Genomic DNA, 21,576 nt, shown 5'->3' with positions numbered 1-21,576 from the left:
CATCTTAAGCGTTTTATACTATTTTCTTAAATAATTATAAAAGACGCAAGAAAACCGAATTTTAATGAAGGACATTCGTTCTAAACATAATCTTCTTCCCATTGCTTGTGGCGATGATCGCCCCGAGCTGATCTGTCCGATAGACTGTCATCTTTCTATTGTCTAAACGATACAATACCTCTTTTGATGGAAACTGATAAGGGTTATTCCTTCCGACCGAAATCACTGCCGTTTTTGCTTTTACTTTTTTCAAAAATTCCATCGTTGTACCCGTATTAGCTCCATGGTGACCCAATTTAATTACATCTGCTTTAACGCCACCACGTTTTAAAATCTCTTTTTCTTCTTCAGCACCTGCATCTGCCATGAGAAGAAAATTCTTTTTGCCATGTTTGATCTTTATCACCGCTGAGTAGTCGTTGATGTGCTTATAATACGAACCCTTTGGAGCAAGCATCTCTACTTTTACAGAGAAGCCCATCTTAAAATTCACACCTGCTTTTGCCCGATCTACCGGAATCTGCTTTTCGTTGATCACACGAAAAAGGTCATGATAATATTTTGTGTCGTATGGAAGATTCGGCATATACAAAACACTCACTGGAAACGCCCGTATCACATCATCCAGCGAACCAATATGGTCATGATGCGGATGAGTAGCTACAACGATATCTAAATGCGTAACGCCTTCTTTTTCTAGATAAGAGATGATCTTCTCTCCGTCATGTTCATCTCCGCCATCAATTAACATCGTTTGTCCGTTTGGCGCTTTTATAAGAATACAGTCAGCTTGGCCAACGTCTAAAAAGTGAATCGTCAACGGATCAAACCAGTCCGCTCGAGCTTTATGAGGAACAATAGTTAACATGAGCATCAAGCTCAAACAGAAAACGGCAAACTTGTTAATGGTCTTCAAATCTCACACCCCTTTACATCCATTTTTTCGTCCATAATGCGTAACCTTAGTTATATGTAATTATGTTGAATTCAACAACAAAACCCGCCATCCAATACATGGATGCGGGCGATTTGGTTTTTTATGAATAGTCGTTCTCTAAAAGCTCATTCCTAATTGAATATTGTCTGGAATTATATCTATAATGTTCTCTTCTAAAAGAATGCTGCTATCGAATTTTTTACTTCATCGACAAGTTGATCGGAGTGTAAGATGCGAGACTCTCGGCTAGGACAAGCGGTCAGGTGAGACCCTTAAAGGCACAAAGTGGCAAGGGGCTCACCGCCTGCCCCGCGGAAAGCGAGCATCTGAAACGGAGATCAACCACTTTCAAGTACATCAATGAATACAACTGGCCTTATGCGTTCACTTCATTCTTCTTAAAAAAGCTCTTCATAGCATGATACACATCAGCTTTTTCTTTTAGGATATAATGACTAAACTTCGGATTATCCATATTCTTATACACACTCATCAACGTCGAATGCCGGTTATACGCGTTCACTTCACCATATCCAAACATGTTAGAGTGCTCCATAATTTGCTGAACAAGTTTTACACATCGTGCATTATCACTCGTAAGGTTATCTCCATCAGAGAAATGGAACGGATAAATGTTATAACGACTCGATGAATATTTCGTCTCGATCAACTCAAGCGCCTTGCGGTAAGCAGACGAACAGATCGTTCCTCCACTTTCACCTTTGTTAAAAAAGTCTTCCTCTGACACGACTTTTGCCTCCGTGTGATGCGCGATAAATTCAATCTCTACTTTCTCATACTTCGATCGCAAAAAGCGTGTCATCCAAAAGAAGAAACTTCTCGCCATGTACTTTTCCCAGATTCCCATCGAACCTGAAGTATCCATCATAGCGAGGACGACGGCTTTTGATTCAGGTTTGACGACTTCGTTCCATGTTTTAAAGCGAAGGTCATCATTATGGATAGGAGCAACACTCGGCTTTCCGATCAAAGCATTTCGTTTGAACGCAGTTAGAATCGTTCTCTTTTTATCCACGTTCCCCATGAGCCCTTTTTTGCGAACATCATTAAATTCGATTTTTTCCATTACGATCTGATCTTGTTCTTTTTGTTTGAGGTTAGGCAATTCTAGTTCTTTAAACAGCATTTCTTCCAGCTCTAAGATAGATACTTCTGCTTCTGCATAGTCGACACCTGGTTTGTCGCCTGCAGGTCCCTTGCCTTTTCCGGCCCCGCTCTGTCCGGCACGTCCATCTCTGGCTACTACATCCCCCACCTGACTATCTCCATCACCTTGGCCTACGTGCTTGTTTTTGTCGTAGTTGTATCGGATTTTGTATTCATCCATAGAACGGATTGGAATCTTAATCACATCACGCCCGTTGGATAAAATGATATTCTCTTCACTTATCAAATCCGGCAAGTTGTTTTTAATGGCTTCCTGCACTTTTTCCATATGCCTTTGATGATCTTGATATCCTTTTCGGTGGAGGGACCAGTTTTCCTGAGACACAACAAAATTGTTCTTTTCCGGCTCGCTCATCGTTTTCCCCCTCCAAAGCAGCAAGAGTCAATGCTGCTTGTTCTTGATCAACCCGGGGCATAACTTGCTTGTAACAATCCGCTATTATCAGAAAAAAAGGGTTGGTTACACTATCATATGCACGTACTTCTTAGAATTGCTAAACTTTCATGATAAAAAAGCCCTCTTTTCTAAAAAAGAAAAGAAGACTTTGTTTTGATAATTTATTTATTGTATTCTTTCTTGTCGTGTTGCTGTGGGTCGGGCGTTTTCCCGCTTTTGCGGACTTCCTCATTTGTAGAAACGTGCTCCATCACTTTTCCGTGTTCTTTCATTTCCTCAAAGTTAGATGCCATTGAACTATTTTTTCGTTTAGGTTCATTATTTTGTTTTGTCATAGGGATTCACCTCTTACTGAATTTTTCCCCATTTATTCCTTTTTAAAACCATTAAAAACTTTCAGCTCATCCATCGGCCAATAACGAATATTAGCTTCACCGACGATATCAGACATCTCAACAAAACCAATATGACGGCTGTCGATACTGTGAAGCCTGTTATCACCAAGTACAAAGATTTTTCCTTTTGGAACCGTATCTAGCCCTGTAATCTCTTCTAATGTAAAGTTGCCTGTGAGTGTCCGGTTACCAGCAAATCGTTTAAATTCTTTTAAATAAGGTTCTGCAACAGGTTTGTTATTGATATATAACTTGTCGTCTCGGTATGCGATATGATCACCTGGAAGACCAATCACTCGCTTAATATAATCCTCTTCAGGATTGGCCTTAAAGACGATTAGATCAAATCGTTCTGGCTGGCTTATTTCATACCCTATCTTATTTACGATCAGCCGGTTTCCATTTTGGATGGTCGGCATCATAGACTCACCGTAAACCACATATTGCTCAATCAAAAACTTTTTTATTATAATAGCTAGAATAAGTGCAACACCAATTGCTTTTATCCAATCCATTAATCCGTTTCTTTCTTTTTTAGTCGAGCTCATCGGGCTCACTTCCTTTAGTTAGCTTATTAGTATCAATTTACCATTTTTAAGTAAGTAAATACAAGTTCAATTATTTTTAACATAAATACGATTGTAAACTCTACTCTGTAATTTGTTTAGTTTCCCCTAAATTTCTGTAAAAAAACACACCCTGACAGCCTTAATCGTGTCCTGGGTGTGTTTCGATATTTTATCGGTTCAATAAACTTCCTACGTATCTTAGTAGTTCGTTGGCACTAGTTGTATTATAGCCGTGTTCATCCACTAGACGTGCGATGACCTCATTAATCTTTTTCAGTTGTGACTCATCAGGGGTTTTGGATGATGTAGTGATTTTTACAACATCTTTAAGATCCGCGAATAATTTCTTTTGAATCGCTTCTCTTAACCGCTCATGAGAATTATAGTCAAATTTCTTTCCTTTTCTTGCATAAGCAGAGATTCTAATTAGAATTTCTTCACGGAATGCTTTTTTCGCATTCTCAGAGATTCCGATCTGCTCTTCGATCGATCTCATTAATTTCTCATCAGGACTCATCTCTTCACCAGTAAGCGGATCGCGTAATTTATTTTTATTGCAATACGCCTCCACATTATCCAGATAATTGTCCATAAGCGTTTTCGCAGACTCTTCGTACGAGTAAACGAACGCTTTTTGAACTTCTTTCTTCGCAATATCATCGTACTCTTTGCGAGCTGCCGAGATAAAGTTAATAAACCTCTCTTTATCTTCCTTTGATATGGATGCATGATGATCAAGCCCGTCTTTTAATGAACGCAGAACATCTAAAGCGTTGATAGAAGGTGTTTCTTTGCGAATGATCGCTGATGATATTCGGTTGATAACATAACGCGGATCGATACCAGACATCCCTTCATCAGCAAACTCTTTCTTCAGTTCCTCAAGGTCAACATGGTTGAATCCTTCTACGATCTCACCGTCATACAACCGCATCTTCTTTAAAAGATCCATTCCTTGTTTCTTCGAATCCTTCAATCTTGTTAGCACAGAGAATGTTGCGGCCACTCTTAATGCGTGCGGCGCAATATGAACATGAGACATATCACTCTCTGAAATCATCTTGGCGTAAATCTTTTCTTCCTCTGAAACTTTTAAATTATACGGAACGCCCATTACGATAATCCTTGAGTGCAGGGCTTCGTTTTTCTTATTCGCGATAAACGACCTGTATTCTGATTCGTTCGTATGCGCGACAATTAATTCATCTGCTGAGATAAGTGCAAATCTTCCTGCTTTAAAGTTTCCTTCTTGCGTAAGAGAGAGGAGATGCCATAAGAATTTTTCATCACACTTCAGCATTTCCTGAAACTCCATCATTCCTCGGTTAGCTTTGTTCAGTTCTCCATCAAAGCGATACGCCCGTGGATCTGATTCTGATCCATACTCTGCAATCGTCGAGAAATCGATACTTCCCGTTAAGTCAGCGATATCCTGTGACTTTGGATCGGAGGGACTGAACGTACCGATCCCTGTTCGCTTATCTTCTGAGAAGAATACTCGCTCTACCATAACATCTTCAATGCGATTGTCATATTCGTGTTCTAGCCTCATCGTGTTAAGAGGAGATAAACTTCCCTCTACTCGAATACCATAATCATTAAAAAACTCTTTTCTTAAGTGCTGTGGAATAAGATGCAGTGGATCTTCGTGCATCGGACAACCTTTGATCGCATAAACTGCTCCCGCAGGTGTTTTTGTGTATGACTCTAATCCTCTTTTAAGCATTGTAACTAAAGTGGATTTACCACCGGATACTGGTCCCATCAACAGTAAAATACGTTTACGAACATCAAGGCGTTTAGCAGCAGGATGAAAATACTCTTCAACAAGTCGTTCGATTGATTCTTCTAATCCAAAAATCTGATCGCTGAAAAAATGATACACCTTTTGACCATTTTTTTCTGAAATGCCAGCATCTTTGATCATGTTGTATACTCTTGAATGCGCAGACTGGGCAACAAATGGCCGATCTCGTAAAATATCAAGGTATTCAGCGAAGGTACCTTCCCAGGCTAAACGCTGTTCTTCTTCACGATGCAGTTGGATTCTTGATAAAATATCCATGAGTACCTCCTTGATTGTATTGGCTCCATCAAGTGTTAATCTACTCTATGCGGGGATGTCCGTAATCATTCTGTTTGTATAGCGATTTTTATTTAAAAAAGTTGGAATCCCCATTTGCATAGTCATGGTAAAATATGTTTATCCTTATGTTTTGAAACGGAGAAAGCCTTATGAATCAAAAGCTTGGCCTTGTTACAGTGCTACTATTGCTCAGTATCGTGTTCTTTTCATTTATGGGTTTAAGAAATGAACACGAAAACTATATTCCTTTTCAAAAAGCGATTTCTTCACTTGCTCAAGTGGAGAATATGAAACTAGCTGAAAACAGTCGCCTCCTCGATCGAAACGGTGATTTTCTTTATGAGTTCAAGAGTAATGAGAGCCGCATTTATCTTGATTACAACAAAATTCCTGCACCTGTGCGCCAAGCTTTCATCGCAACGGAAGACCAGGATTTTATACAACATCATGGAATCGATGGAAAAGCGATAGCCCGAGCTTTTATTACGAATTCTACAGCAGGATCTGTTCAGCAGGGCGGTAGTACGATCACACAGCAGCTCTCACGCAATCTATTCCTAACACACGAACGTACATATGACCGAAAATTAAAAGAGCTTTTAATCTCCTACAGAATCGAACAACAATTATCGAAAGAGAGAATCTTAGAGCTTTATATCAACTCGATCTATTTTCAAAATGGCGTATATGGTATTGAAAAGGCTAGTCGATATTACTTCAGTAAGCCAGTGGGTTCACTTTCCGTAGCGGAAACAGCACTGCTTGCAGCCATTCCAAACAATCCAAAATTGTATAATCCTTTAACAAACTTTGAGAACACATTGAAACGGCAAAAGTGGATTTTATTGAAGATGAAGGAGCAAGGATACATAACAGAAGCAACTTATGAAGCATCACTTAAACAACACATTAAATTAAACGTTTCACAGTCTGTCGTTCCTTATCCTGAAATTGTAGGGTACGTAAAAGAAGAACTTCTAAGTTTATTAGCGGCCGCTCCTGCTAATAAAGGGCTGACAGCAGATGAGCTTCTGGTAAAACGAGATCAGCTATTAACAAGCGGTGTTATCGTTGAGACTGCATTAGATCCTAAGCTGCAAAAAGTAGCAGTGCGTGCTGTGAATAGCAGGTTGCCCTATAACGATGTAGAAGGATCTGTCGTGATTATCGATCATGTTTCAAAACAGATCGTCTCTATAGTTGGCGGAAAAAATGTTGCGTTGGAAGAATTTAACCGAGCTCATCAAGCGAAAAGACAGCCGGGTTCTTCCATAAAACCACTTCTCGTCTACGCCCCCTATGTTGAAGTATTCGGCGCAAAATCACACTCGCCCATTTCTGCTGCAAGAATTTGTGAAGGCAACTATTGTCCTAACAACTATGGAAGGGCATCTTACGGTACAGTCTCCTTAAAAAAAGCGATGGCGAGTTCGATCAACACAGCGGCTGTCCGAGCACTAAGGAAAACTGGAGTAAATAAGGCGTTTTCTTATTTGCAACCATTTAACTTTTCGTCTTTAACGAGAGAAGATTATCAGCTCGCAAGTGCACTTGGCGGATTTTCAAAAGGCTTTTCGCCGCTAGAACTTACAAGTGCGTATACTGCTTTTAGTTCTGATGGGACTTATGTAAAACCTAGGTTGATCACTTCTGTAAAAGATAAGAACGGAAAGGTGTTATATGCTTGGAAAGAGCAACCTGTTTCTGTGTGGAGTGAAAAAACAAATAACGTGATGCGCGAGATGCTCCAAGCCGTAACGATTTCAGGAACTGCAAGAGATGCTCGATTCAAGGGTTCAACGTACATTGGCGGGAAGACAGGAACAACAAATAACGTGCGCGACCTTTGGTTTATCGGGCTGACAGATCGTTATACAGCAGGCGTTTGGGTTGGACGAGATACACCAAGCAGTCTTCGGTCTATTGAGAGTGCGTCTCCCGAAGTCATGATTTGGCGAGATATTATGATAAAAGCACATCAAAATTGAGATGAAGCATGCATTATAAATAAAAAATAGTTGGAGGAGTAGTTATGTGGGTAATATTTGGGATTATTGCAATAGTGGTAACTTTTATAAATCTTTATATGTATGCATCAGGTAAAGATTATAAGCTCGCTATGGCGTTAGGATTATCATTTACAGCATTAACACTTTGTGCAGATTACAGTTATGTATCTCGATGGGTAAAAGCGGAAGATTGGGCAGCTTTATCGGATGTAGTACCTGGTATGGCAAGGGCATTATGGTTTTTGACAATTGCTTCTATCTTACTAAATATGGCACCAATATTTTTAGAACGAAGACGTTAGAAATAAAGGTGTATTATCACAACAAACTGGAAGCGATTGTTGAATAATGAAATAAAGTAAAAAAGGCTTAAGAGAGAAAACTCTCTAAGCCTTTTTTGGTGCAGAAAATGTCGTGATTTTCATTGTGATTGCCCTGTGATTTGAATGTTTGCACCTCATAAGTAAAACCGTTACTACAATAGTGGCAGGGTTTTAGCTAGCACTTGTATACTGATAAAATGGTATTTAAAAGTAATCTAGCGTAATTCACCGAGATATCTTATTTATCCCGCTAGTTTTTGAGATAATTCCGCGAGACTACAATTTCCGAACTAGATAACCATTCAGGTAATTGCTGCCACGAACGCATTATACAAACGCATAACCGTATAAACAACAAGCAGCCCGAAACCTGTCCAAAAGAATAAGTGCAGAAATACCATTCCCATGATACCTATCGTTGATAAACTTGAACTGATCCGCAATAAGAATTGAAAAAAATACAAAAGAGATGAAACTATAAAAACGACACCTATCAGCAGCACGGAATGGTTCAGCGCGATCGCAAGCATACCACCAACAAAAAAGTACCAGCTTCCCCCTTTTCCTTGCTGAAGCAGTGTTCCTTCCGTATCTTTTGAAAAAAAGAACAGACTGAGGTGCGTTAACGTGTCAGACAGCAGCTTAAGAGCAGCAAATATCATAAAGAACAACAGAAACAAACAAAAGCCGATCGATAGGTGAATCACATGATCTTCAAATAATTCTTGCATCCCCTGGTACACACCAAAGTATGTAAGCTTATCGATAAAAAGTCTTTCAAAGTAAATGGCAAACCCCGAACTGAACAGAATAATAGAAAACAAGGGAAGATACCCTGTCATATATACGTTTTTCTTCATTTATACTTGCACGAATCCCCTCGAATTGTTAAATTTCAGCAGAAATACATTCCCATGAAAACCGTTTTCATTTATAATGAGGAAAGATACTGGAAAGAATAATACTACTTTCAAAGGAGGAGTTCAAATGGATTTTATCCTCATCCTACTCGTGATGCTCGCCTTCCTGACTGCCATCTTTACAGCAGGCTATAACGATCGTCCTGGAAAAAACTAATCCATGTACATATGGAAGTAAAAACGTCCCTTTTTCATCAGGACGTTTTTTTATTTTCTCTCAAAGGTAAGACATCATTGACAAGTTGATTGGAGTGTAAGGTGGGAGACTCCTCGAAAATTGAACTTCAAATTTTCTTCGTGCGATGTGTCGCTGCCGTAGCCTTCCTTGTCCTGTGGGACAGGCGGGCAGTGCGAAAAGTGGAAGTGGCTCGTTCAGCCCCGACAAGCAAAAGGTGAATGAGCAAGGAAGGCGCACTTTGCCTTCTGGATCATTTAGCTTTTGACCTCGAGGGGCTAGCCGCTGCAACTAGAAAGGTGAGACACTTATAAGTGAAACTTGCGAATGTGGCTCACCGCCTGCCCCACGGAAAGCGAGCACCTGAAACGGAAATCAACCGCTCACAGTAAGCTTATTTCAACTCTCCAAAACTTTGTTGACGCAGCGCTTCATAGATTAAGATCGCAGCCGTATTCGATAGGTTCAATGAACGAATGTGTTCATTCATCGGAATACGCAGACACCTTTCCATGTTCGCATCAATCACTTCACGCGGAAGTCCCTTCGTTTCTTTTCCAAAAACAAAGAAAACATCCTTCTCTGAATCAGAGTAATCGAAATTTGAGTACGTCTGTTCACCGAATTTGGTGATATAGTAAAACTCCCCGTCTGGGTATTCATTATAAAAAGCATCCAATGAATCATGATGAGACAATTTTACATGCTCCCAATAATCAAGGCCAGCACGCTTTAAGTATTTGTCTTCTAAAGAAAACCCAAGTGGATGAATGAGATGCAGATGTGCACCAGTTCCTGCACACGTACGTGCGATGTTTCCTGTGTTTGCAGGAATTAACGGTTCGAATAAAACAACATGTATAGCCAAAAAGCTCACCTCAAAAACAATATTCCAACAAGTACTTATTATAGCACTTTTTTTGGAATATCACTCTCTGAAGGCAAGCTTCTTCTTAAAGAATATGAAAAAATTTATATTGAATGCGTTTTGTGTACGCCGTTGAATCTTCATAGCCCCAATATCTCATTCTGCTATTTGTTGTATGAGCATTTACGAGTGGTTCTCCAGAAGGATCCTTTGCGACCACAATCGTCGTATGTTGATAATGGCCATCTCCATCAAAGTCATAACAGATTACGTCTCCCGGCAATAGAAGATGCGCTGCAGATTTCTCTTGTGCTTGAAGACTAGATTTTGAGCCGCTCAAATACCATCTCATCGCATTGGCTACTGACCAGCTATAGCTCCAAGAATTATTTCGCATCCACCAGCCCTTCGATTTAATAGATTGAGAAGTCATCGGTATGCCACCTGCATGAAGACTTTGAGAAATATAGTTCGTGCAATCATTCTCAAAAGATTTATAAGCCGGATTAAACGTATTCCACCATCTCTCTGCATAACGTACAGCAGCAAGTCTATCATAACCGCCCTTCGTTGGTGCGATCGATTCGTTCTCCCGCTCGATCTTCGGAAGCTCTCTGTAGTTTCCTTCCACATTGACAGGTTCATCGCTTTTCATATCACCATCTTGAAAAGTAGCACGTCGCTCTTGAGAGATCTCTTCCACATAGAAATCAAACCCGTGTTTGATTAAGAAACTATAATGCACCAAATAATCTACCTGAACCTTATCTTCGGACTCCGTCGTTCGTAAGACACTTCCGTTCGTTTGATTGTTTACAATAAACGCATTTCTATCGGTATACATTTGTTTTTTTCGAATGAAGCTCTCTTGTTCTTCTCGTAAAAAGTAACCTCGTCCGTCTGCATCTGCATGTATCATCCATTGAGATTGGTTTTGGATATAAGCTTTAAGTGTTTCCATCCACATCAGACATCCCTCCTGCTTCTACTAACATATGAGTGGGATATCAAAAAAAAGAACCCTTTAAGGGCTCTCTAGGATGTCTTCTTGCAGCTATTCTGTTCGATCGATAACAATATTTCTTTTTTATCTAATCCCCCACCATAGCCTACAAGTGCTCCATTACTTCCAATCACTCGGTGACATGGAATAAAAACAGGTACGGGATTCTGGTTGTTCGCGCTGCCTACAGCTCGAACAGCCTTAGGTGCACCAATGCCTTGAGCCACTTCCTTATACGAACAAGTTACGCCATAAGGAATACTCGTAAGCTGGTTCCATACCTTTTTTTGAAAAGCGGTACCAAATAAATCATAGTTCACGCTAAACTCATGCAGGTTGCCTGCAAAGTAAGCGTGCAGTTGTTGAACGGCATCATCCAATCGTTCTGGAGAGTGTATAAGTTCTCCCTTAATAAAATGTTTCGCCATCCATGAACGTAAAGTTGGAAGGTTATCCTCCATTGAACCAAAATCGAGACGGCAGATTCCGTTCTCTGTTGCAATGATTGTTAACGGTCCGATTACGCTTTCCATTTCTTCGTAATAGAGTAACGTTTTAATCTGACACATAATTATCCCTTCTTTTCATTACTTGACCTTACTATATCGGACACTTCAAACATATGCGATTACGAAATTTCTTGATTTCGGACCATTTTCAGTCCCTTTTCAATCTCTAACGTGACCAAATCGTCTTTTTCACGCTCTTTTGCAGATAATAGTTCCAATTCCGCATCTTTCCCGCTAATCTTACCAATGGCCCATGCTGCAGTTCCTCTTATTACTGGTCGAGGATCAGTATGGAGCAACGTAACTAAATCTGGAATTGCACTTTCATCTTTAAAATGAGCTAAAGCGATAATCGCATTTCGCTGAATAGGCTTTTTCCCTCTCCAGCTACCCGAAATATGGCCGAATTTTTCTTTGAACTCTCTATTGCTCATCGACAACAATGGCTTTAAAAGAGGTTTTGCAATCTCTGGGTCAGGTTCCATTTCCACATGATGATGAAAATCTTTTCCCTTATTTTCAGGGCAAACTGTCTGACACGTATCGCATCCATATAAACGGTTACCGAGCTTATCTCTATACTGATCAGGCAGGAATCCTTTCGTTTGCGTCAAAAAGGCAATACATTTAGACGAATCAAGCTGTCCTCCCTGTACAAGAGCATTAGTCGGACATGCATCGACACATTTGTTACACGAACCACACTGATCTTCCATTGGAGTGTCTGCAGGAAACGAGATGTTTGTAATCATTTCTCCGAGATACATATAAGAACCAAACTCCGGAGACATGATCGCACAGTTTTTGGCACTCCATCCGATCCCCGCCCTTTCAGCTACAGCACGATCAGACAGTTCTCCTGTATCTACCATCGATTTCACAGTGGCACCTGGAATTTTTTCTATAATAAAAGCTTCTAGTAATGAGAGCTTTTCTCTTAATATATGGTGGTAATCTTTACCCCATGATGCTCTGCAAAAAATTCCTCTCCGCTCTCCTCGAACACTTCTGGGAGCATCTTTCATCTTGGAGGGATATGCAAGAGCGATCGAAATAATACTGGAAGCTCCCGACAAAAGCCGATCAGGCTCTGTTCTTTTTTCTATATCACTTTCTTCGAATCCTGATTGATAGTTAAGGTCTTGCTGTAATCGGAGACGTTCTTTGAGCTCAGCAAATACATCAGCATGTGCAAAACCAATTTTGTCGATTCCGATTTCTTTACTATATGCAACAATCTCTTCCTTCAACTGGGCACTTGTCACGCATATCCCTCCTTTACATTTATTTTCCACAATTATGATAAACTACAATTACATAAATAAGAAACGGGGTTACATGATGATCACAATTAATCCTAAACTAAACGAACTTGTCCCGAATTTTAAAATAGGCACAATTACATACCATAATATCGCGATTAGCGAATCACCGCAAATGATTAAAGGCAGGTTCCAGCTATTTACAGAATCCTTGCGACTTGAAGAAAAAAATGCTGCCGATTACCCTGGTGTCGCAGAATATCGAAAAGTGTTCAAGTCATTAGGAATTGATCCTTCCCGATATCGTCCCGCTTCAGAAGCATTGTTGCGACGGGTGTTAAGCGGCAAGGACCTACCCCCGATCAACTCTGGCGTCGATGTAAACAACTTCTTCTCTATTCGATTTTGTATACCGATCGGTCTTTATAACCTAGATAAGATTCAAGGTGACGTGCAGATTGATCTTGGTGACGCTGAAGATACCTATGAAGGATTAAACGGACGTGAGATGAATATGGAAGGTAAGTTACTGTCTAAAGACGAGGTTGGTGCCTTTGGAAGCCCAATCGTTGATTCTAAACGCACGATGGTGGATGAGAGTGTTAAGAATGCACTGCATATCGTGTACCTGCAGCCATCTATGGATAAGAGTGAAGCTCAAGAACTCTTGGAATCTATGGCCAAGATGTTCACTCAAGTGAATGGTGGGAATGCTGAGATTCAGGTGATTTAAACAGTTGTTTAAATACAAAAAGCTCATTTGGCTACAATTTATTATTAAATACAGCTGATGTCGAATGATGTAGACTCGTCGATATAGCATACAAACTCGTCAATATAATGGGGAAATTGGTGAATATATCGTGTAAAAGTTTCAATAAAATAGGCAAACTTCTCAATATATAATAATTGCGCTTTATAAAACAAAAAAATGCAGGGCTTCATTGGATCAACGAAGCCCTGCATTAAAACCTACAACTAACTTGTTCTATATATAAGCAACAAGTAGGACATTTATGACAAGTTCTTTTAACTTTCTTTAAAAAATTCACCTGCCTAAATATTTTTATTACTCTACTAACGTATATCTCACGGACAATGTTGCTTCAATCTCGTCCCCTTCATCCAATTCAAACACATATTCAGGCAGAAACAGGTCATCCCCTCTTCCTAAGATGATATTGACTTTACTTCCCCCGTTCACAAAGTAATTTCCAAACCCATTCACTGGTTCTACTTTATATCTCCCTGGAGCTATGTCTTTACCCACTATAAAAACGCCGGCTACTAATGTTCGTGGCTCCTTCTTCTTAATTAGAATGCCTTTATTTAATGTATCAAGTTCATTTTGTTTATTTGCGATCTCCCCGCTAAGTTTTTTCAATTCATCTTTCTTTGCATTTACTTGAGTACCTAACTCATCCACTTCTTTTTGAATCGCTTCTTTTTGGCCTACCATCTCATTAACTTCATCAAACCGTATTTGAAGCCCCTCCAAATCAGCTTGTTTACTGCTTTCCTCTTCTTCCATCGCTTCAACGTTTTCTTCTATACTTTCTAACTCTTTCTTCCATTCTTTGATCTCACCATCAATTTCACCTGCTACAACTTTTTTATCTTTGAGAAGAACAGAAGCTTTGTTGTAACCTATTGCGTGTGCTGAAAAAGCGGTAATTGCTACTAAAACCAGCGCCATTAAGCTAAAGTAGACCCACTTCTTCTTGAACATCGATAATTCCCACTTCATAAAATCTCCCCCTTATGATGAGATATGTATGGCTTTGGAACTATTTTATTTTCTTGAAAAAACAATATGCTTTTTCATAAAAATAAAAACCCCTTAAAAAAGGGGAATATTATCCTATCTATAAATATCGAAATAATACAAGTATAGAAAATACAAAAAGGATGATCATGACCACTAACAAGCGAAAAGATTCAAAAAGCCTAATCATCAGCCCATTAATCATATGCATGTAGTGAAAAATATCAGCCGTAATAAAGAGGATTGAAACGAAGGAGACGGTAATTAAAATCAGGCAGACTGTGGCACGCCGGTCTCTATACATCAGAGAAATAACCTCCTTTACACCTACATATTCAGTGTACAAGAAGAAGATTCAAAAAAAAGTTCCCGGCAAAGTGTGCCAGGAACTTTTTATTACACTATGAAATGATTATCAGCCAGCTAAATCTAGATTTTTCGGTTGGTTTTTTGTTTTTGAAAACATATAGACTGCGATCGACAATAAACTAAAACTTAATAGATAGATGAACAACACACCCACATTTGAAAAAGCAGAACTTGTGCTATCTAATGAGATCAATGCTTTAAACCCTGCTATTGAATACGTGAACGGCAAGAATTCACTTAATGCACGCAGGTTCTCTGGCAGCATATCGATCGGCAAGTTAGCACCCGTCGTTGAAAGCTGTAAGATCACTAAAGCGAACGCAATAAAACGTCCGATGTTTCCTAACGACGCAAACAATAAGACAATTCCTGTGAATACTAAACTTACAAAAACCGCAAAAGTTATAAAGCCCAGTGGGTTTCCAGTCTTCACATTTAAGACAAGTAAAACGACTGTCGAAAGAAGTAATGCCTGTACAACAGCAAGTGCACCTAGGTTCATGAATTTAGCACCAAACCAAGAGAATGCTGAAATTCCTTCAGGCTTCTTAAAGTTGATGAACATAGACATGATTAAGATGCCCACAAACAATGCTAATGAAAGAACATAAGGAGCTGTTGAATCACGATAGAGTGGATATTTATTAACCGTTTCACTCTTCAATTCAACAGGAGAAGAAAACATGCTCAAATTCTTATCATTTGCCGCTTTAATCGCTCCTGTTTTTTCGGCACCATCCTTAAGGCCAGATGATAGCTCGTTACTACCATCATTTAATTTCCCTGCACCATCATTTAATTTTGTAACACCTTCCGTTAAGTCGCCCCAGCCTTTTTCAACTGTTGCATTTCCATCACTTACTTGTGACATACCAGCGTTAATCTTTGTTGCACCGGATGTCAGATCACGCCAACCTTTTTCAACAGAAGAGTTACCAGCTGATACTTGAGTTGCACCATCATTAAGCTGTGATGCTCCATTCGTAAGAGATGTCCAACCTGTGTTGACCGATTGGTTTCCTGCTGCAATCTGCGAAGTTCCTGCGTGCAGCTCTCCTACCTTACCTACCATCGTGTTCCAGCCACTCTCGATAGACGCTGTCCCTTGTTGAAGCAGAGGCACCTTTTGACTTAATGTCGCAACCCCGTTATCCACTGACGTTTGGCCGGCCACTAGCTGATTTACCCCATCAGCCACAGACTTTGGATTAGGTTCAGCATTTGTCGTGAAGGCTCCTGCTATTTTTGCAGCTCCTTGACTTAGCACCTGGAGTTTTTGTGCTTTTGCAGGATCAGTAGCAGCTGCCGTAATAGCCTGACTCTTACCATAGATTGTCATGAAAGCTGAATCATTTGCAAGTTCAGGGTGTTGCTCTAAGTATGCCTTTAGATCACTTGATAATCCTTGCAGCCCCGCACCTAGCTTTGCAGATTCATCTGCCACTTGAGCCACACCTTGTGAGATCTGTTGTGTTCCGGGAGCGATTTCATTCTTTATCGCTGTTTGAACACCTTTTAGCCCTGTTAAGATTCCCGTGGTTCCTGCTTTTAGTTGCGGTATGCTGTCTCCAAGTTGTCGCGCACCTGCCGCTAAGTCTTCAACTCCTGATTGTTTATCTTTTAAATTTTGTAATAAAAGTCCTGTTCCTTCATTTGCTGCAGCTGAACCTGCCGCGAGCTTCGAAATATCACCCGACTTAGATTGAAGGGACGAAAGCAGTTCTTTCGTACCAGCACTTAGTTGCGATGAACCGTTAGCTAGTTTACTAATATCCGGCTGTTTCGCTGAAAGAGAACTTGCCATTTGTCCGACACCATTTTGAAGTTCTTTTGCTCCACTTGCTAGCTTTGAAATGTCAGCAGCTTTATTTGTAAGCGATTGCAAAAGTGTGTTCGTTCCATCACGAAGATCTGTCATCCCCGTATTTAATTTTGCAGATCCATCTGCAGCTGATTGAAATCCTTCAGATACATCACCGAGACTGGCAAACATATTGTTCGCATACTTTTCTGTAATTTTATCCCCTAGTTTTTCTCTTAGCTTTTCAGTAGCACTTCTTGTCACTTGTGCTGCCATGAAGTTTAACCCTTCGTTTTGGATATACGTAAGTTGAAGCTTTTCTGGATTATCGCTTAAAACGGTTGTTACTCTTTGTGAGAAATCCTCAGGAATCTCGATAACCATATAATATTCCAGACTATCAAGACCTTCTTTAGCCTCCTCAGCACTTACAAATTCCCACCCGAGATCTTTTCCTTTCTTTAAATCTGCTACTAGATCCTTCCCTACATTGATCGGTTCATCGTCCGATAATGCACCCTTGTCCTTGTTGACTACCGCAACAGGTAAGTTCGACAAGTTGTCATACGGTCCCCATTTTGGTGACAGAAGTATACCACCATAGACGACCGGTACAAGCAACGCGGCAATGACTGAGATCAGCAGACCCTTTTTACCTGCCAACTTCGCCATTTCTGCCATAAACAAACGAAAAGCGTTCATCCCTTTACCCCCGTTCTCCCCAAAAATAAATACATTCTGTAAAAATGAACAGGTATTCACTTCTACTAGAATGTATTATTCGAAAGAGACAAGAATAAATCCTTCTTATTTATCAGAAAATTGTAAAATATTAAATAATATTAAGGTAGTAAGTCCTGTTATAATGTAAGGTTAGATAAAAAAATGTATATTAAGTGTGAATCAACGGCTCTAATAGTCCCATATCTAAACAGGTGCTGATTGATAATTTCTTTTCTTTGGATTGAAAGGTTAACGTCACGAATTCTTCACTGAGCTCAGTTATTTCTCCAGGTCCAAATACACGGTGAGTAATGGTGAGACCAACTTGTAATTCTTCCTTCTTTTTAATACTATTCGGATTGTAAGGAACTCCATTTATCTTTTTCACTTGCTTTTTTATGGGTTCAGATTTCATCAATCTTGTCGGATCTAATATGTTTTTTACATCCGTAACAAACACAGACTCTTCAACTTTTTTCCCATCTCGATATGGATACGTAACTAAGGTTAATTGTTTCTTGGCACGAGTCATCCCTACGTAAAATAACCGAGCTGCTTCTTCTAACAATAGATGGTCCGTGCGATCTTCTTTAGATGGTATGATTCCATCCACTACATCAATCATATACACTTTCTCAAATTCGAGCCCTTTAGCACTATGAAAAGTAGAAAGTGTTATGGCTTCATGTCCCTTCTTCTTTTTTGCTGTCTTCAAAACAACTTCGAGGTGTTTTAAGCGTTCAGCAAAATCCTGAAGGCTCTCAAGATCTGTTGCAATTTCTTCTAGTGTGTTTAAGATGCCCACTAAATAATCCATTCGAAAGCCAAGGCTCTTACTGATCTTTTCAATTGCCTTATCGTAACCTAAACCATCTCTGATCACCCGTATAGCTCCAAGAGGCTTCATATCTTTCATTTCTTTAAACGTTTCTTTACTTGTCTTCAGAAGTTTAACTTGATACTCCTGCAATTTCACATGATTTAGCAGATTATCAAATACAGAATCGTTATTGTTCAATTGCTTTAAAGCTAGCATCTGTTGCTTGGTTATATAACCATTAAACTTCAAATGAATTTTTTCTAAAATGTCTGGCCGCTTATCGGTAAAGGCCATACGCATAAAATTCAATATATCCTGAACCACCCAATGTGAAAAGAAACGATTATCGGCATCTTTCATATAAAAAGGAATTCCTGCACGATCAAAATCATTCATCAAACCAATGGATGACGAATTATTTCGATATAAGATGGCGATTTCTTTTAGATGAACATCGTCATTAAGTTCCTGGACCAAGTATTTTGATTGTTCCTTAAAATTCACGAGATGTTTCACTTCAATCGGTTGCTGCGAAGGATTTTGAGTGAACATATTTTTTTCATATCTATTTTTATTTCTTTTAATGAACGAATTAGCAACGTTAACGATATCCTCAGATGAGCGATAGTTCTGCTCCATAAACAAAATAGAAGCATCACTGTACTTTTCCTTAAATTTAAGTAAATAGGAAGGCTCAGCACCTCTCCAGCTATAGATGGATTGGTCATCATCGGCCACAACACATAAATTTCTATGAGTAGAAACCATTTTTTCTATAATGGAATGCTGCACAAGCGACGTATCCTGGCTTTCATCGGTTAAGAAATAGTCGTATCTGTTTTGATAATGACTTAGCAAGTTCTTATCCTTTTCTAATATGTCGTTACTCATCGTGAGCATATCATCAAAGTCTAACAATACATGATGCGGATCAGAACGCTTGAGTTCTTCATATTGTTTAAATATCTCTTCAGCCTGCGAAACATCACAAGAAACCTCTGACCACCGTTCGATAGGTATCACCTTATTTTTAATGTAACTGATATAGGTAGTCAGCTCATCCATTTGATCCTCGGTTATGTTCTCCCCTACAACAGACTTAAATAAATGCCTCAGCATAAGTTTTTTGTTGTATTGAAAGTTTCCTCTCGATCCTGCTTTTTCATCTGAATCGTGATCACCCTCTATAATTGTAAAAGGGATACCCAACTTTCTATAATGATTCCTGACTACCTCAAAAGCAAAGCTATGAATGGTCGAAAAGTCCACAGAAGGGAGATCAGGATAAAATTTTGCGAAACGCTCTTTCATATCATTGGCTGACGCCTTACTGAACGTAACAGCCTTTATACGAGAAGGATGTATTCCTTTTTCCATAATTAAATAACCGATTCTCATAATGACTGTGGTTGTTTTTCCAGAACCAGGTGAAGCAAGTAATAGAAGGGGTCCTTCTGTCTTCATAACAGCATTCTTTTGAACATCATTTAAAATAATGCCTAGATCATTTTTCATTTTATTGAAGGAATCTCTCATTGATCAGTACCCTTTCGTAACTTGAATATATTCATCGTTAATTGAAGTATAAAATTTAAAAGCAAATAAAAAAACTCCCCACAAAGGTGAGAAGTCTTAAGTTTAAATGTTAAGTTAAGTAAAATGGTACCGGTGGTCGGGGTCGAACCGACACTCCAGAAGGAACACGATTTTGAGTCGTGCGCGTCTGCCAATTCCGCCACACCGGCATTTGAATCTTTTTGAATTGGAATTATGGAGGCGGCACCCGGATTCGAACCGGGGGATAAGGGTTTTGCAGACCCGTGCCTTACCACTTGGCTATGCCGCCAGAAAACAAAAATGGAGCGGAAGACGGGATTCGAACCCGCGACCCCAACCTTGGCAAGGTTGTATTCTACCACTGAACTACTTCCGCAAACATTTAATTAACTTATAATATGTTGTTAAAATCATCTTATGTTATAAAAATAAAAATGGCTGGGCTAGCTGGATTCGAACCAACGCATGTCGCAGTCAAAGTGCGATGCCTTACCGCTTGGCTATAGCCCAAAATTTAAATGGGGCGGACGAGGGGAATCGAACCCCCGAATGTCGGAACCACAATCCGATGCGTTAACCACTTCGCCACGACCGCCACAGTATTAAAATTGGCAGGGGCAGTAGGAATCGAACCCACACCAAAGGTTTTGGAGACCTTCGTTCTACCTTTAAACTATGCCCCTATATAAGGAATAAAAGATGGTGGAGGGGGACGGATTCGAACCGCCGAACCCGGAGGGAGCGGATTTACAGTCCGCCGCGTTTAGCCACTTCGCTACCCCTCCACGAATGAAGACAGGTTTTATTATAAAACATAATCACCCTGTTTTTCAATAAGTTTTTTGTTCCAATTCAGGAAGAAAAAACTGGTGCCGGCTAGAGGACTTGAACCCCCAACCTACTGATTACAAGTCAGTTGCTCTACCAATTGAGCTAAACCGGCAAAAAAAAATGGTGGCTCGAGACGGAATCGAACCGCCGACACGAGGATTTTCAGTCCTCTGCTCTACCGACTGAGCTATCGAGCCAAGAAAAAATTCTTGGTGTTGTAAAGCCACCGTTTAAATAAAAATGGCGGACCCGACCGGGGTCGAACCGGCGATCTCCTGCGTGACAGGCAGGCATGTTAACCACTACACCACGAGTCCATTACATGAAATAAAATTGGTTGCACCTTATGGGCGCTACTGATATTTCATGGTCAAGAAGTAATCTCGACTTTGATCATGAAATAAAATTGGTTGCGGGGACAGGATTTGAACCTGCGACCTTCGGGTTATGAGCCCGACGAGCTACCAGACTGCTCCACCCCGCGATGATATAAATATGATATAAAAGTTTATGGTGGAGGATGACGGGTTCGAACCGCCGACCCCCTGCTTGTAAGGCAGGTGCTCTCCCAGCTGAGCTAATCCTCCATATTTAAAATCGTTATGTATAAGTGGTGACCCGTACGGGATTCGAACCCGTGTTACCGCCGTGAAAGGGCGGTGTCTTAACCGCTTGACCAACGGGCCAGATTTTTGAGCTAGAGAGTATGTATCTGGCGGAGAGCAAGGGATTCGAACCCTTGATACGGGGTTGACCGTATACACGATTTCCAATCGTGCTCCTTCGACCTCTCGGACAGCTCTCCAATATGGCTCCACAGGTAGGACTCGAACCTACGACCGATCGGTTAACAGCCGATAGCTCTACCACTGAGCTACTGTGGAATATGTATTGGCTCAGCGACGTCCTACTCTAACAGGGGGAAACCCCCAACTACCATCGGCGCTAAAGAGCTTAACTTCCGTGTTCGGTATGGGAACGGGTGTGACCTCTTTGCCATCATCACTGAACCAAATTATATTGAGAGATGTTCTCTCAAAACTAGATACGACGTTTCCAAACGTTATGC

At 40.2% G+C, this 21,576-nt stretch carries 16 protein-coding genes, 15 tRNA genes and 1 rRNA gene; 3 read left to right on the top strand and 29 right to left on the bottom strand.

What is annotated here, in order from left to right:
• Positions 1 to 61 precede the first annotated feature (61 nt).
• From IHV09_RS00160 to IHV09_RS00140, 5 genes are all read right to left on the bottom strand, one after another.
• A complete protein-coding gene (locus IHV09_RS00160; RefSeq protein WP_197126787.1) occupies positions 62 to 916 on the bottom strand; it encodes a ComEC/Rec2 family competence protein in 855 nt (284 codons plus the stop codon).
• Between the two features lie 397 nt (positions 917 to 1,313).
• The gene (gene yhbH, locus IHV09_RS00155; protein WP_197126786.1) at positions 1,314 to 2,480 is read right to left on the bottom strand and encodes a sporulation protein YhbH; all 1,167 of its coding nucleotides are present in this window, start codon (positions 2,478 to 2,480) and stop codon (positions 1,314 to 1,316) included.
• Between the two features lie 203 nt (positions 2,481 to 2,683).
• On the bottom strand, positions 2,684 to 2,857 hold the full coding sequence (locus IHV09_RS00150; RefSeq protein WP_197126785.1) for a hypothetical protein: 174 nt from the start codon (positions 2,855 to 2,857) through the stop codon (positions 2,684 to 2,686).
• 32 nt (positions 2,858 to 2,889) lie between these two features.
• Positions 2,890 to 3,465: a signal peptidase I gene (gene lepB / locus IHV09_RS00145; RefSeq protein ID WP_197126784.1), complete on the bottom strand. Its 576-nt coding sequence runs from the start codon at positions 3,463 to 3,465 to the stop codon at positions 2,890 to 2,892.
• A gap of 190 nt (positions 3,466 to 3,655) precedes the next feature.
• Positions 3,656 to 5,551: a PrkA family serine protein kinase gene (locus IHV09_RS00140; protein WP_197126783.1), complete on the bottom strand. Its 1,896-nt coding sequence runs from the start codon at positions 5,549 to 5,551 to the stop codon at positions 3,656 to 3,658.
• 170 nt (positions 5,552 to 5,721) lie between these two features.
• Here IHV09_RS00140 and IHV09_RS00135 point away from each other — a divergent pair, with 170 nt between their 5' ends.
• Both IHV09_RS00135 and IHV09_RS00130 read left to right on the top strand, forming a co-directional pair.
• Positions 5,722 to 7,560 carry a transglycosylase domain-containing protein gene (locus IHV09_RS00135; RefSeq protein ID WP_197263336.1) on the top strand — a complete coding sequence of 613 codons (1,839 nt, stop codon included), beginning with the start codon at positions 5,722 to 5,724 and terminating at the stop codon, positions 7,558 to 7,560.
• A 44-nt stretch (positions 7,561 to 7,604) separates the two neighbouring features.
• Entirely contained in the window at positions 7,605 to 7,883 is a 279-nt protein-coding gene (locus IHV09_RS00130) for a hypothetical protein (protein ID WP_197263335.1), read from the top strand.
• A 323-nt stretch (positions 7,884 to 8,206) separates the two neighbouring features.
• On the opposite strand, the gene IHV09_RS00125 is transcribed toward IHV09_RS00130, so the two are convergent.
• The 5 genes from IHV09_RS00125 to queG all read right to left on the bottom strand — a co-directional run bounded on the left by IHV09_RS00125 (position 8,207) and on the right by queG (position 12,644).
• Complete coding sequence (locus IHV09_RS00125; protein ID WP_197126780.1) at positions 8,207 to 8,764, bottom strand: DUF5366 family protein; 558 nt, start codon at positions 8,762 to 8,764, stop codon at positions 8,207 to 8,209.
• A 629-nt stretch (positions 8,765 to 9,393) separates the two neighbouring features.
• Positions 9,394 to 9,867, bottom strand: a complete 474-nt coding sequence (gene trmL / locus IHV09_RS00120) for a tRNA (uridine(34)/cytosine(34)/5-carboxymethylaminomethyluridine(34)-2'-O)-methyltransferase TrmL (protein WP_066391226.1) — start codon at positions 9,865 to 9,867, stop codon at positions 9,394 to 9,396.
• Positions 9,868 to 9,952: 85 nt separating this feature from the next.
• Positions 9,953 to 10,834 (bottom strand): amidase domain-containing protein, encoded by an 882-nt coding sequence (locus IHV09_RS00115; RefSeq protein ID WP_191754641.1) that lies wholly within the window; start codon positions 10,832 to 10,834, stop codon positions 9,953 to 9,955.
• A gap of 68 nt (positions 10,835 to 10,902) precedes the next feature.
• Positions 10,903 to 11,439 carry a methylated-DNA--[protein]-cysteine S-methyltransferase gene (locus IHV09_RS00110; RefSeq protein ID WP_066391224.1) on the bottom strand — a complete coding sequence of 179 codons (537 nt, stop codon included), beginning with the start codon at positions 11,437 to 11,439 and terminating at the stop codon, positions 10,903 to 10,905.
• A 59-nt stretch (positions 11,440 to 11,498) separates the two neighbouring features.
• The gene (gene queG, locus IHV09_RS00105; protein WP_197263333.1) at positions 11,499 to 12,644 is read right to left on the bottom strand and encodes a tRNA epoxyqueuosine(34) reductase QueG; all 1,146 of its coding nucleotides are present in this window, start codon (positions 12,642 to 12,644) and stop codon (positions 11,499 to 11,501) included.
• A gap of 73 nt (positions 12,645 to 12,717) precedes the next feature.
• Here queG and IHV09_RS00100 point away from each other — a divergent pair, with 73 nt between their 5' ends.
• Positions 12,718 to 13,374, top strand: a complete 657-nt coding sequence (locus tag IHV09_RS00100) for a B3/B4 domain-containing protein (protein WP_197126777.1) — start codon at positions 12,718 to 12,720, stop codon at positions 13,372 to 13,374.
• A 336-nt stretch (positions 13,375 to 13,710) separates the two neighbouring features.
• Here the strand turns inward: IHV09_RS00100 and IHV09_RS00095 are convergent, their stop codons facing one another.
• From IHV09_RS00095 to rrf, 19 genes are all read right to left on the bottom strand, one after another.
• Positions 13,711 to 14,388 carry a coiled-coil domain-containing protein gene (locus tag IHV09_RS00095; RefSeq protein ID WP_197263332.1) on the bottom strand — a complete coding sequence of 226 codons (678 nt, stop codon included), beginning with the start codon at positions 14,386 to 14,388 and terminating at the stop codon, positions 13,711 to 13,713.
• 433 nt (positions 14,389 to 14,821) lie between these two features.
• Positions 14,822 to 17,278 carry a YhgE/Pip family protein gene (locus IHV09_RS00090; protein ID WP_197263331.1) on the bottom strand — a complete coding sequence of 819 codons (2,457 nt, stop codon included), beginning with the start codon at positions 17,276 to 17,278 and terminating at the stop codon, positions 14,822 to 14,824.
• A 190-nt stretch (positions 17,279 to 17,468) separates the two neighbouring features.
• A complete protein-coding gene (locus IHV09_RS00085) occupies positions 17,469 to 19,655 on the bottom strand; it encodes an ATP-dependent helicase (protein ID WP_197263330.1) in 2,187 nt (728 codons plus the stop codon).
• A gap of 124 nt (positions 19,656 to 19,779) precedes the next feature.
• Positions 19,780 to 19,864: transfer RNA gene (locus IHV09_RS00080), tRNA-Leu, on the bottom strand.
• 26 nt (positions 19,865 to 19,890) lie between these two features.
• Positions 19,891 to 19,965, bottom strand: a tRNA-Cys gene (locus IHV09_RS00075).
• 12 nt (positions 19,966 to 19,977) lie between these two features.
• Positions 19,978 to 20,052, bottom strand: a tRNA-Gly gene (locus tag IHV09_RS00070).
• Positions 20,053 to 20,111: 59 nt separating this feature from the next.
• Positions 20,112 to 20,186 (bottom strand) — tRNA-Gln (locus tag IHV09_RS00065).
• Positions 20,187 to 20,195: 9 nt separating this feature from the next.
• A tRNA-His gene (locus IHV09_RS00060) sits at positions 20,196 to 20,271 on the bottom strand.
• A gap of 14 nt (positions 20,272 to 20,285) precedes the next feature.
• Positions 20,286 to 20,359: transfer RNA gene (locus tag IHV09_RS00055), tRNA-Trp, on the bottom strand.
• 17 nt (positions 20,360 to 20,376) lie between these two features.
• A tRNA-Tyr gene (locus tag IHV09_RS00050) sits at positions 20,377 to 20,461 on the bottom strand.
• Between the two features lie 82 nt (positions 20,462 to 20,543).
• Positions 20,544 to 20,619 (bottom strand) — tRNA-Thr (locus IHV09_RS00045).
• 9 nt (positions 20,620 to 20,628) lie between these two features.
• Positions 20,629 to 20,704: transfer RNA gene (locus IHV09_RS00040), tRNA-Phe, on the bottom strand.
• Positions 20,705 to 20,748: 44 nt separating this feature from the next.
• A tRNA-Asp gene (locus tag IHV09_RS00035) sits at positions 20,749 to 20,824 on the bottom strand.
• A gap of 90 nt (positions 20,825 to 20,914) precedes the next feature.
• Positions 20,915 to 20,991: transfer RNA gene (locus IHV09_RS00030), tRNA-Met, on the bottom strand.
• 27 nt (positions 20,992 to 21,018) lie between these two features.
• A tRNA-Val gene (locus tag IHV09_RS00025) sits at positions 21,019 to 21,094 on the bottom strand.
• A gap of 24 nt (positions 21,095 to 21,118) precedes the next feature.
• Positions 21,119 to 21,193, bottom strand: a tRNA-Glu gene (locus IHV09_RS00020).
• 27 nt (positions 21,194 to 21,220) lie between these two features.
• A tRNA-Ser gene (locus tag IHV09_RS00015) sits at positions 21,221 to 21,312 on the bottom strand.
• Between the two features lie 4 nt (positions 21,313 to 21,316).
• Positions 21,317 to 21,391: transfer RNA gene (locus IHV09_RS00010), tRNA-Asn, on the bottom strand.
• 10 nt (positions 21,392 to 21,401) lie between these two features.
• Positions 21,402 to 21,517 (bottom strand): 5S ribosomal RNA (gene rrf / locus IHV09_RS00005).
• Positions 21,518 to 21,576 lie beyond the last annotated feature (59 nt).

Source organism: Fictibacillus sp. 23RED33, assembly GCF_015903925.1.
In the GTDB taxonomy this organism is placed as follows: domain Bacteria; phylum Bacillota; class Bacilli; order Bacillales; family Fictibacillaceae; genus Fictibacillus; species Fictibacillus phosphorivorans.
This window is presented reverse-complemented; position numbering and strand designations above follow the sequence as displayed.